The sequence below is a fragment of the Parasediminibacterium paludis genome (assembly GCF_042651445.1).
Lineage (GTDB): Bacteria > Bacteroidota > Bacteroidia > Chitinophagales > Chitinophagaceae > Parasediminibacterium > Parasediminibacterium paludis.
In genome coordinates this window covers 87,690-99,361 of sequence record NZ_JBHSDC010000019.1, presented here as the reverse complement: position 1 = coordinate 99,361, position 11,672 = coordinate 87,690, and the positions used below count along the sequence as shown (strand labels likewise).

The following is an 11,672-nucleotide window of genomic DNA, read 5'->3' as shown; positions in this document are numbered from 1 at the left end:
AACCTGCATTATGTCTAAAGTTTATTCGCTTAAAACCGTACAAAAAATACCTATTTCGTTAGACGCCGCTTGGGATTTTTTTAGCAAGCCAGATAATTTAAAAGATATTACACCAAGTAATTTGGGTTTTGATATTATTAGTAAGCACCATGGCAAAACCATGTATGCGGGACAAATTATTGAATACACAGTAAAACCTATATTGGGTATTCCTTTGTATTGGATGACCGAAATTACCCACGTTAAAGACCAGCAGTTTTTTGTAGACGAACAACGCTTTGGACCATACACAATGTGGCATCACCAACACCACTTTAAAGTAATAGACGGTGGTGTAGAAATGACAGATATTGTACATTATAAATTACCACTTTGGATTTTGGGCGATATAGCCAATGTGATATTGGTAAAAGCTCAATTAAGAGGCATTTTCGAGCATCGCTTTACAGCAGTAGAAGCTAGGTTTGGTAAATGGGTTGGCGCAACCAATGAGATTGTGTTTGGGTAAATGTTTTGTGGCACATGTAATTATTCTTGTTACTTTTAATGATGGCTATTTACTGCGCAGCAAAAGTTTTTACTGGGAAAGAGATACTCTCTAATCATTCAATCATTACAGATGATACGAATATTATCATCGATATTTTGCCCCAAGAAAGGTTGCATAAAAATGTTACGCAAGAACTGCCTGTTTACCCATTTATAGTACCAAGTTTTATTGATATCCAGATATATGGCGCTGGTGGAAAATTGCTAAGTGCCAATCCCAACAGTGCTTCGCTATTTGCTTTGAAGGATTATTGTTTAAAAGGTGGTGCTGCCTTCTTTCTACCAACAGTGGCTACAAATAGCTATGCAGTTTTTTACCATTGTATAGATGCCGTAAAACAATATTGGAAAGACGGTGGTACAGGTTGCTTAGGTCTACACGTAGAAGGGCCTTGGCTAAATCCTGTAAAGCGCGGTGCGCATATAGAAAGCTATATTCATATACCTACATTAGATAATGTTCGACCATTACTTGATTATGGTAAAGATGTTATCAAAATGATAACGCTTGCGCCAGAAGTTTGTAGCAATGACGTTATTGAACTCATACAATCACATCATATTATTATTTCTGCTGGCCACAGCAACGCCACTTTTCAGCAAGCTAATGAGGCATTTAACAAAGGCATTAAGGCAATAACACATTTGTACAACGCAATGAGTGGTCTACAGCATAGAGAACCAGGGTTAGTAGGTGCCAGTTTTCTACACCAATCTGTGATGGCTAGTATTGTAGCCGATGGTTACCATGTAAACTTTGATGCTATAAAAATTGCTTATAAGCAAATGAAAGGCAGACTTTTTTGTATTACAGATGCAGTTACAGAAACAGCTTCCGAACCTTATCCTCATACAAAAGATGGCGATAAATACATAAGTAATAATATTCTAAGTGGTTCTGCTTTAACTATGGCAAAAGCATTGCAGAATCTAGTTAATAAAGCTGGTATAGAGCTTGAAGAAGCATTGCGTATGGTAAGCTTATATCCAGCCAAAGTACTAGGTTTAGATGATAGTTTGGGCAAAATAGAAAAGGGCTATAAAGCTTGTTTTACAGCCCTTAATAACCAACTAGATGTTGTTGAGATATTATAAATTTTCTAGTAGCGTTTTTACACTTGGTCTTTTACGATAATCGGTATCAAAATACAAATATTTAAACTTGCCGTTTTTGTCGATAATGAATACAGCAGGTACGGGTAAAATATTGTCGTTATTGCCATTTACACTTGCAAAATCAATCCCATAGGTTTTATACTTTTCCAAAGTTTTATCGTCAACCGTAAAATTGACGCCATATTGTTTTAAAATGATATTGCTTGTATCACTAATAATGTCAAAACTCGCTTTTGTTTTTTCTATCGTTTTGTTTACAGATGTATATTTTTCAGGTGTAATTGCAATTACGGTAGCACCTTTAGCTTGTAACATTGGCAATGAATCATTCATATTGTTTAATTCTTTATTGCAAAATGGGCACCAATAGCCCCGATAAAAGACCATCACAACCGGACCATTTTTTATCAATTTTTTCAAATCTGTTTTGTTACCCGCATGTGTGATGGCAGTAAAATTTGGCGCTTTGTCGCCCTCTTTAAATTGCAATGTTTGTGACTGACTTTTAGCCACAACAAATAACAGAATAACTAGCAATAAATGTTTCATGATAATAATTTTAGTTAATAGACGAAACTTGTGAGTTTTCCTTACAAAAAAATAAAGTTCCATTTGCCAATCCTTACCTTAGCCCCATGCAAAAAAAGTTGTTTCTGTTAGATGCGATGGCACTCATTTATCGTGCTTATTATGGCTTAATTCGTAGCCCACGTATTACTTCTGCTGGGAAAAATACTAGCGCTCAATTTGGATTTACCACAACGTTAATTGACATCATTAATAAAGAAAAACCAACGCACTTAGCCGTATGTTTTGATACACATGCCCCTACAGAACGTCATACTGATTTTACCGATTATAAAGCCAATCGGCAAGAAGCACCTGAAGATTTGCTACAATCTTTACCCGATATTAAACGCATTATAGAAGCCTTTAATATTCCTGTGGTTGAATTGGATGGTTATGAGGCTGATGATATTATTGGCACTGTTGCCTGGCAAGCGGCTGATGCCGGCTATGAGGTGTACATGGTTACACCTGATAAAGACTATGGCCAGCTGTTAATTCACGACCACGTGTACATTTACAAGCCGCCATTTATGGGCAACAAAGAAGAAATTTTGGATGCCAAAAAAATCTGCGAAAAATGGGATATCCAACGGGTAGAACAAGTGATAGATATTTTGGGCTTAATGGGTGATGCGGTGGATAATATTCCTGGGATAAAAGGTGTGGGCGAAAAAACCGCAGCCAAACTGCTGAAAGAGTACGATACACTTGAAAATGTACTAGCTAACGCTGATAATATAACAGGTGCTTTGGGCGAAAAAATAAGGGCTGGCAAAGAAGATGCCATCATGTCTAAAAAACTGGCTACCATTATTACCAAAGTACCCGTAGAATTTCATGAAGAAAATTACCGATTGAAAGATTGGAACAAACCGGTATTAACGGAAGTATTTGTTGAACTTGAGTTTAAAACTTTAGGTAAGCGTGTGTTAGGAGATAGCTTCAATGCATTTCATGCGGCACCAGAAGCACAACAGACTGATTTATTTGGTGCGGTTGTAGATACAAAAAAATCAGATATAAGTCGTAAAACTGAAAGCACCGTTGCCGCTCAGTCGTCATTATTTGGTGATGATACAAGCACAGGATTGGTAGCAGAAAAAAACATCAATAATACCGATCATGATTATCAACTTGTACAAACCGATGAAGAAATAGCTAACCTTGTGAGTTATTTATCTGAGCAAGCAGAAATCTGCTTTGATACTGAAACTACGCACATAGATGCTAACGAAGCTGAGCTAGTAGGCCTAAGTTTTTCGTGCCGCCCGGGCGAGGGTTTTTATGTGCCTTGCCCTGCTGACAGAGCAGCTACAATGGCCATCTTACAGAAGTTTAAAGATTTGTTTGCTTCGCCAACTATGAAGTGGATTGGTCAGAATATTAAGTATGATTTACTAGTGCTTAAATGGTATGGTTTTGAAATAGCGGGTGAGTTGTTTGACACCATGCTAGCACATTATGTAATAGAGCCAGAAGGTAGACGTAGCATGGATTTACTAAGTGCACAATACTTACAATACGAGCCTGTACATATAGATGAGTTAATTGGTAAAAAAGGAAAGAATCAAGGAACGATGCGCGAGGTAGAGGTAGAAAAAGCCAAAGATTACGCAGCTGAAGATGCTGATATTACGTTACAACTTAAAAATATTTTCGTTCCATTGTTAAAAGAAAAAGCGGTCGAACGTGTGTTTAGCGAAGCCGAAAACCCATTGGTGAAAGTATTAACCGATATGGAATTTGAAGGCGTAAAAGTAGATGTGGGCTTCTTAAATGATTATAGCGTAGAACTTGAACGCGAAGCAAAAATTTTTGAAAACAACGTGTACGAACAAGCTGGTGTGCGTTTCAATTTGGCTTCGCCAAAACAACTAGGTGAAGTGTTGTTTGAGAAACTAAAACTTGATCCTAAAGCTAAAAAAACCAAAACTGGTCAGTATGCTACAGGTGAAGATGTGTTAAGCAAACTAGCACATCAACACAAAATAGTAGACGATATTCTAGGCTTTAGACAGTTAACCAAGTTGAAGTCAACCTATGTAGATGCATTGCCTTTGATGATAAATAGTAAAACAGGCCGTGTACACACAAGTTATGCGCAGGCTGTTGCTGTTACAGGTAGGTTAAGCAGCAATAATCCTAATTTACAAAATATCCCTATTCGTTCTGATAGAGGTAAAGAAATTCGCAAAGCCTTTGTACCAAGAGATAGTAACCATATTTTAGTAAGTGCAGATTATTCTCAAATTGAATTACGCATTGTAGCCGCTATTAGTGGTGACCCAAATATGTGCGAAGCGTTTCGCCAAGGGAAAGACATTCACACGGCTACAGCAGCCAAAGTGTATGGTATACCAGAAAGTGAAGTAACCAAAGAGCAGCGCTATAAAGCTAAGAGTGTAAACTTCGGTATTATTTACGGTCAAGGTGCTTTTGGGCTAGCAGACAATTTGGGTATTGCAAGAAGTGAGGCAAAAGAAATAATAGACAACTATAAAAAAGAGTTTACGGGCATTACCAAATACATGGATGATATAGTGAACTTCTGTAAAGACAAAGGTTATGTAGAAACTATTTTGGGCAGAAAGCGATGGCTGAAAGATATTTATTCTAGCAACTTTACTGTACGTGGTTATGCAGAACGAAATGCTGTAAACTCGCCAATACAAGGCACTGCAGCTGATATGATAAAACTTGCAATGATTAAGATTCACCATGAAATGAAGTCGCAGAAACTACAATCAAGAATGATTTTGCAAGTGCATGATGAGTTGGTATTTGATGCTGTAAAAGAAGAAGTAGATATTTTAAAGCCTTTGATTTTAAACTGCATGAAAGCAGCCTTGCCATTACCAAACGAAGTGCCTGTAGAAGCAGAAGTAGGTATAGGCGATAATTGGTTAGTGGCTCATTAAAAATTTGTAAGTTTGATTATGGACAAAAATACCATTATACAAAAATTAAGAGCCATAAAGCCATTTTTATCGGAAAAATATGGTGTAACCGAGTTGGCTTTATTTGGTAGCTACAGTAGAGATGAGCAAAAGCCGGAAAGTGATATTGATATAATGGTGGATTTTACAAAACGTCTCGGGATAGAATTTATTTATTTGACATATGATTTGGATAAAATCTTCCCTGACATGAAAGTTCAAACGGTTAGTAAGAAGGGTATCAAACCAGCTTATTTCCATGTCATTAAACCAGATTTGTTGTATGTCTAAAAGAGAAGTTGCGCTAATAGCAAATGACATGTTGGAATGCTGCAATTCAATTTTTGAGTATATCAAAGGCTTTGATTTTAATGCATTTGCAAACGATAAGAAAACCGTTGATGCGGTAGTTAGAAACTTAGAAATTCTTGGCGAAGCTTCCAGAATGATGACTAATGAGATTAAGTCTGATTATCCTGAAGTTGAATGGAAAATTCTCAACGATCTTCGTAATAGGTGTATTCACGATTATTTTGGAATTGATTATGAAATTATTTGGGATATTATTCAAAACTATTTGCCCGAACAAGCTGATTTTATAGAACAGCTTTCTAGGAAATTGTCAAAATAATTATAATGCCTACCAATCCAGCCATTGACGCTTACATTGCCAAAGCACAACCATTTGCGCAGCCTATATTATTGCATTTACGTAAGCTAGTACACAAAGCTTGCCCCAATGTAGAAGAGAAAATAAAATGGGGCATGCCATTTTTCGATTATAAAGGGCCTATGGCTAATATGGCAGCCTTTAAGCAGCATTGCTCTTTTGGGTTTTGGAAAGCGAGTTTAATGAACGACCCAGCCTTGCTTGAAACCGCCCAATCTGAAGTAGCAATGGGGCATTTGGGTAAAATAACATCGTTACAAGATTTACCTACAGATACACAAATTATAGCCTACATTAAAGAGGCGATGCAGCTAAATGAGGAATGTAAAAAAGTTGTGAAAGCAAAACCAGCATCGGCTTCAAAAGAATTGGCTATTCCTGAATATATTACCGAAGCTATCAAGCAAAATGAACTAGCTTCTGCTACTTTCCAAGCATTTCCACCAAGCCATAAAAAAGAATATGTAGTATGGATTGATGAAGCTAAAACTGAAGTCACCAAACAGAAACGTTTAGCCAAAGCCATAGAAACCATGGCAGAAGGCAAGCCATACAACTGGCAGTACATGGATAAATATAAAAAAGCATAAAACGAATAGCCTTTAAATTGTTCACACCTCATTCATTTTTTCATGAAAACATTGTACATTATTATCAGTATAGCAATAATTGCAACAGTTACAGGTTGTAAGCTTAGTAGCGATAACCAACACCACACAGCCAATACTGAGTTGGCCGCTTTGTTTGATAAATACTACGAAGAACGTTTGCAACTTTTTCCATTGGAAGCCACTTCAGTAGGAGACAATCGTTATAACGATAAACTGTATGCAGACTTTACTGATAGCTATCGCAAGAAGCTAATGGAATTTTATACGCGCTATCTTACTTATTCAGAAAAGTTTAGTCCCAAAACATTAAATGAGAAAGACCGCATTAATCATGAAATTTTCAAGTATGAGCTTGAGATGAATTTAGAAGGCTTAACTTTAAAAGATAATTATATGCCATGCAATCAGTTTTATGGTTTGCCAATAACAATGGGGCAATTAGGCAGTGGCCAAGGCAACCAACCATTTAAAACTGTAACAGATTATAACAACTGGCTACAACGTATGAAAGCCTTTCCTGTATGGGCAGATAGCGCAATTGTGTACTTTAAAAAAGGTCTTGATAACAAGGTCGTTTTACCCAAAAGTTTGGTAGAAAAAATGTTACCGCAATTACAGGATATGGTAACAAACGATGTTACCAAGCATTTGTTTTATGGCCCAATTAATACTTTACCAACAACTTTTAGCGTAAGCGATAAGCAAACAATTACTGCCAATTATACCGCTGCTATTCAGCAGCAAATAATTCCTGCTTACAAAAAACTGCACGACTTTTTAGCCAAAGATTATTTGCCGAAAGCAAGAACATCATCTGGCATAAATGCCGTAGCTGGTGGTAGCGATTTGTACGATTATTTAGTGCGCTTTAACACTTCCACCAATACAGCTACAGAAGATATTTACCAATTAGGTTTAAGTGAAGTAAAACGCATAAAAGCTGAAATGGAAAAGGTAAAGACGCAGGTAGGCTTTACTGGCGATATGGCTGCCTTTTTCGAGTTTATGAAAACCGATAAACAATTTACGCCTTATAAAACCCCACAAGAGGTTTTAGCTGCGTTTGAAACCATTCACCAAACCATGAAGCCGCACTTGAAAACGATGTTTAATAACGTGCCTAAAACGCCTTTTGAAATTCGCCAAACAGAAGCTTTTAGATCTGCAAGTTCAAGTGCAGAGTACAACCAAGGTAGCGCAGACGGCAGCAGACCAGGTATTTTTTATGTACCAATAATAGATGCCACTAAATTTAATACTACTAGCGGTATGGAAAGTTTGTTTTTACACGAAGCCATACCGGGCCATCATTATCAAATTTCTTTACAGCAAGAAGATACCTTGTTACCAAAATTTCGCCGCTTTGATATTGGCAATAATGCTTATGTAGAAGGTTGGGCCTTGTATTGTGAAAGTTTGGGTAAAGAACTTGGTTTGTATACCAATCCATATCAATACATGGGTGCTTTGGGTGATGAAATGCACCGTGCCATTCGCTTGGTGGTAGATGTAGCTTTACATACCAAAGGCATGACACGTGAAGAAGCCATAGCCTATATGATGGCCAACGAACCTATTAGCCAAGAAGGCGCTACGGCTGAAATAGAGCGTTATATGGCCATACCAGGTCAGGCGCTTGGGTACAAAATTGGTGCTTTAAAAATTAGCGCATTGCGCACCAAATACAGTCAGCAGCTAGGCGCAAAGTTTAATCTTGCTAAGTTTCACGATGCGATTTTAAAAGATGGCTCAATGCCCTTAAATGTTTTAGAAACCAAAATGGATGAATGGGCTAGCAAGCAGTAATATGCTGGATGCAATACATTGTTAAAAAATATTTATATTATATTGCTTTGTGCATATTGGTTTTATTTTAATCAACAAGCATTGCAATGGTAATAAAAGAAACACCAATAGGTCGAAGTTGACCAGTACTTTTTTATAGACACTGATGTAAATTGGCTTCATTATGTCAATTGCATTACGTATTTTGCTGCAATTACCCCCAACTGGAAAAATGAAATTGTTAAGCCCTGCCATATCTCGTCTTGCACGATTGCGTTATTGGCGCATAGAACAATGGATTAATAATCCCATAGCTACACAACGCGAGGTGCTGCAAGACCTCGCTACACATGCGCAGTACACAGAAATTGGAAGACGTTATGGGCTTACCAACATGTTTTCTGTGCGTGAGTTTAAAAAAATTATTCCCATACAAGATTATAACGATGTAAAGCCTTACGTCGATAGGCTGATAGGCGGCGAACAGCAATTGCTTTGGAACACGCCTGTTAATTGGTTTGCAAAAAGCAGTGGCACTACTAATGATAAAAGCAAGTTTATACCTATAACCGAAGAAAGTTTAACCGACTGCCATTATCAAGCATCTAAGGATGTGCTGACGATGTATTATAACTACAATCCTGAAAGCGATTTATTGACTGGTAAAGGCTTGGTGATAGGCGGTAGCCATCAAATAAATGCCTTAAACGATGAGGTGCAATATGGTGACTTAAGCGCTGTACTACTACAAAATGCACCAGTATGGGCAAGCTGGATAAGAACGCCAGAACTATCTATAGCCTTATTAGATGAATGGGAAAATAAAATAGAACAGCTTGCGCAAAGCACCATCAACGAAAATGTAACCTCAATTTCTGGTGTGCCTACTTGGACCATGATTTTAATAAAACGCATTTTACAACTATCGGGTAAGGCAACGCTGAAAGAAGTGTGGCCCAACTTAGAAGTATATATTCATGGTGGTGTATCGTTTGTGCCATATAGAGAACAGTTTAAAAAGCTAATAGGCGAAGGCGTAGATTACTTAGAAATGTACAATGCAAGCGAAGGTTTTTTTGCTGCTCAAGACGACCCAAATGAAGATGGCATGTTGCTATTTTTAAACCATGGCATATTTTATGAGTTTATGCCTGTGGAAGAATATGGCAAAGCCGAACCAAAGACCATTGGGCTTGACAAAGTAGAAATAGGTAAGCAATATGCACCCGTAATTACTACCAATGGTGGGTTATGGCGTTATTTGGTAGGCGATACGATTGTATTTACCAACACGTTTCCATTTCGCATAAAAGTAAGTGGTAGATTAAAACATTATATGAATGCCTTTGGTGAAGAAGTAATGGTAGATAATACCGATAAAGCTATTGCCATTGCTTGCGAAAAAATGCAAGTATCAGTAAATGATTACACGGCAGCACCTATTTATTTTAGCGATACCAATAATGGTGGTCACGAATGGCTAATAGAATTTGAAACAGAACCAGCTAATATTCAAGAGTTTGCATATGAGTTAGATTGTGCATTAAAAGTGCTCAACAGCGATTATGAAGCCAAAAGACAAAAAGATATAGCGCTTAAAATGCCATTGGTAAAGGCTTTGCCTAAGCATACGTTCCATAGATGGCTACAACAAAAAGGTAAGCTTGGTGGTCAACATAAAGTGCCTAGATTAAGTAATGAGCGCATGATTATAGAAGAGATACTACCATTATTGTAAGCTCGTTTTAACATCAATAGCAAATCATTACATTTGCCATCTTCAAAAACTAACACATAACAAATGAAATTATTAGATAACAAAGTAGCCATTATAACAGGTGCGGCTCGTGGTATTGGCGAGGCAATAGCCATTAAATTAGCAGAACAAGGTGCTAATATTGCCTTTACTTATATAAGCGATAGTAGTTCCGAAAAAGCAGTTGCGTTAGAAGCTAAATTAATAGGCCTTGGCGTAAAAGCAAAAGCATACCAAAGCAATGCGGGTGACTTTGCGCAGTGCGAAACCTTTGTTTCAGATGTATTAAAAGAATTCGGCACCATTGATATTTGTGTAAATAATGCGGGAATAAGCAAAGACAATTTATTGCTACGCATGACCGAACAACAATGGGATGAAGTCATAGACATCAACCTAAAGAGCGTGTTTAATATGACCAAAATGGTGATTAAACCAATGATGAAAGCCAAAAGCGGCAGTATCATCAATATGAGTTCTATTATTGGTATTCGTGGTAATGCTGGCCAAGGTAGCTATGCAGCAAGTAAAGCTGGTATCATTGGCTTCACAAAATCTATTGCTGCCGAATTAGGTAGTCGCAATATTCGCTGCAATGCCATTGCGCCAGGTTTTATAGAAACTGATATGACACACTACTTAAAAGAAGGCGCTGCTGCTGACGATTTCATGAAAAAAATTCCTTTAGGTCGTTTTGGTAAAGGCGAAGAAATTGCCAACGCAACCTTATTCTTAGCAAGTGATATGAGTACCTATGTTACTGGTCAGGTGTTAAGCGTTTGTGGCGGTATGAATATTTAAAGTCTGAACCATAATTTCAAGGATTAAACGGATTTATATAATAGAGAAATCCGTTTAATCTTTCTATTCAATGTCATCGGTGTTCCAATCAATCAAATAAGCTTTCTGCCAATACAATATTTTCAGGCTTACCGACATCAATAAATTTACTACCAGAATGGTCAAAGCTTTTGATGATGTGACTTTTAGCCAACTCTAAGTACACATCTACCATAGAAAACTTACCTTCTTGCGTTATTAATGGCAACAACTTATTACTAATAACATGCACACCACTAAATGCTTTTTTATTATAAACATCAGATAGTTTAGCTATGCGTTGCTCGCCAGTTTTATCATTTGTCCAGCCACAAAGTTCATCGGCTTTATTAAACAAAAAATAGCGAGAAGAGCTGCGATTACTCGTTGCTAAAGTAGCAAGTGGTTGTTGCATTTTGTGGCTTTGTAGCATTGCTGTTAAGTTTAAATCAGTCAATATATCTGCATTCATTACTACAAAATCAGCTACCTCAGCAAAAAAACTGCTTGCACGTTTTAAACCACCACCTGTTTCTAGCACTTCATCTGTTTCATCGCTTATAGCTACTTGGCTACCCCAGCCATTATTTTGTTGTATCGCATCAATTATTTGGTCTGCAAAATGGTGCACATTTATGATGACATTGGTAATACCATGCTGCTGTAAATATTGAATATTACGTTGTAACAAAGTTTTACCGTTCACTATCGCTAAAGCCTTAGGATGTTTATCTGTAAAGGGTTTTAGTCTGGTACCAAGACCTGCGGCAAAAATCATGGCGCGAGCGCCACCAACTCCTAAAGGGGTGGTATGATACTCGCTAGCCGTTATTATATTCCTCATTTTAAGCTTTGGTTTA

At 37.4% G+C, this 11,672-nt stretch carries 11 protein-coding genes; 9 read left to right on the top strand and 2 right to left on the bottom strand.

Annotated features, from left to right (window positions below):
• Nucleotides 1-10: 10 nt before the first annotated feature.
• Nucleotides 11-508, top strand: a complete 498-nt coding sequence (locus ACFOW1_RS10240) for an SRPBCC family protein (RefSeq protein WP_379014059.1) — start codon at nt 11-13, stop codon at nt 506-508.
• Nucleotides 509-549: 41 nt separating this feature from the next.
• Nucleotides 550-1,644, top strand: coding sequence for an N-acetylglucosamine-6-phosphate deacetylase (nagA, locus tag ACFOW1_RS10235; RefSeq protein ID WP_379014057.1), 1,095 nt, complete (start codon nt 550-552; stop codon nt 1,642-1,644).
• On the opposite strand, the gene ACFOW1_RS10230 is transcribed toward nagA, so the two are convergent.
• Nucleotides 1,639-2,214, bottom strand: coding sequence for a peroxiredoxin-like family protein (locus ACFOW1_RS10230; RefSeq protein WP_379014056.1), 576 nt, complete (start codon nt 2,212-2,214; stop codon nt 1,639-1,641). The two genes, nagA and ACFOW1_RS10230, sit on opposite strands and share 6 nt — an antisense overlap.
• 86 nt (nt 2,215-2,300) lie before the next feature.
• On the opposite strand from ACFOW1_RS10230, the gene polA reads away from it, so the two are divergent.
• The 7 genes from polA to fabG all read left to right on the top strand — a co-directional run bounded on the left by polA (nt 2,301) and on the right by fabG (nt 10,794).
• A complete protein-coding gene (polA, locus tag ACFOW1_RS10225) occupies nt 2,301-5,153 on the top strand; it encodes a DNA polymerase I (protein ID WP_379014054.1) in 2,853 nt (950 codons plus the stop codon).
• Between the two features lie 18 nt (nt 5,154-5,171).
• Entirely contained in the window at nt 5,172-5,462 is a 291-nt protein-coding gene (locus ACFOW1_RS10220) for a nucleotidyltransferase family protein (protein WP_379014053.1), read from the top strand.
• Nucleotides 5,455-5,802 carry a HepT-like ribonuclease domain-containing protein gene (locus ACFOW1_RS10215; RefSeq protein WP_379014052.1) on the top strand — a complete coding sequence of 116 codons (348 nt, stop codon included), beginning with the start codon at nt 5,455-5,457 and terminating at the stop codon, nt 5,800-5,802. Before ACFOW1_RS10220 ends, ACFOW1_RS10215 begins: the two co-directional genes overlap by 8 nt.
• 5 nt (nt 5,803-5,807) lie before the next feature.
• Nucleotides 5,808-6,431, top strand: coding sequence for a YdeI/OmpD-associated family protein (locus ACFOW1_RS10210; protein WP_379014051.1), 624 nt, complete (start codon nt 5,808-5,810; stop codon nt 6,429-6,431).
• Nucleotides 6,432-6,473: 42 nt separating this feature from the next.
• The gene (locus tag ACFOW1_RS10205) at nt 6,474-8,258 is read left to right on the top strand and encodes a DUF885 domain-containing protein (RefSeq protein ID WP_379014050.1); all 1,785 of its coding nucleotides are present in this window, start codon (nt 6,474-6,476) and stop codon (nt 8,256-8,258) included.
• A gap of 163 nt (nt 8,259-8,421) precedes the next feature.
• Nucleotides 8,422-9,975: a GH3 auxin-responsive promoter family protein gene (locus tag ACFOW1_RS10200; protein WP_379014049.1), complete on the top strand. Its 1,554-nt coding sequence runs from the start codon at nt 8,422-8,424 to the stop codon at nt 9,973-9,975.
• Nucleotides 9,976-10,038: 63 nt separating this feature from the next.
• On the top strand, nt 10,039-10,794 hold the full coding sequence (fabG, locus tag ACFOW1_RS10195) for a 3-oxoacyl-[acyl-carrier-protein] reductase (RefSeq protein WP_379014047.1): 756 nt from the start codon (nt 10,039-10,041) through the stop codon (nt 10,792-10,794).
• An 88-nt stretch (nt 10,795-10,882) separates the two neighbouring features.
• Here the strand turns inward: fabG and ACFOW1_RS10190 are convergent, their stop codons facing one another.
• Entirely contained in the window at nt 10,883-11,656 is a 774-nt protein-coding gene (locus ACFOW1_RS10190) for a nucleotidyltransferase family protein (protein WP_379014046.1), read from the bottom strand.
• Nucleotides 11,657-11,672 lie beyond the last annotated feature (16 nt).

Bases quoted from the DNA above. Each gene is read 5' to 3' on its own strand.
- ACFOW1_RS10190 (WP_379014046.1), bottom strand. From the start codon at position 11,656: ATGAGGAATATAATAACGGCTAGCGAGTATCATACCACCCCTTTAGGA.
- ACFOW1_RS10205 (WP_379014050.1), top strand. From the start codon at position 6,474: ATGAAAACATTGTACATTATTATCAGTATAGCAATAATTGCAACAGTT.
- ACFOW1_RS10230 (WP_379014056.1), bottom strand. From the start codon at position 2,214: ATGAAACATTTATTGCTAGTTATTCTGTTATTTGTTGTGGCTAAAAGT.
- ACFOW1_RS10240 (WP_379014059.1), top strand. From the start codon at position 11: ATGTCTAAAGTTTATTCGCTTAAAACCGTACAAAAAATACCTATTTCG.
- ACFOW1_RS10220 (WP_379014053.1), top strand. From the start codon at position 5,172: ATGGACAAAAATACCATTATACAAAAATTAAGAGCCATAAAGCCATTT.
- fabG (WP_379014047.1), top strand. From the start codon at position 10,039: ATGAAATTATTAGATAACAAAGTAGCCATTATAACAGGTGCGGCTCGT.
- ACFOW1_RS10210 (WP_379014051.1), top strand. From the start codon at position 5,808: ATGCCTACCAATCCAGCCATTGACGCTTACATTGCCAAAGCACAACCA.
- polA (WP_379014054.1), top strand. From the start codon at position 2,301: ATGCAAAAAAAGTTGTTTCTGTTAGATGCGATGGCACTCATTTATCGT.
- nagA (WP_379014057.1), top strand. From the start codon at position 550: ATGGCTATTTACTGCGCAGCAAAAGTTTTTACTGGGAAAGAGATACTC.
- ACFOW1_RS10215 (WP_379014052.1), top strand. From the start codon at position 5,455: ATGTCTAAAAGAGAAGTTGCGCTAATAGCAAATGACATGTTGGAATGC.
- ACFOW1_RS10200 (WP_379014049.1), top strand. From the start codon at position 8,422: ATGTCAATTGCATTACGTATTTTGCTGCAATTACCCCCAACTGGAAAA.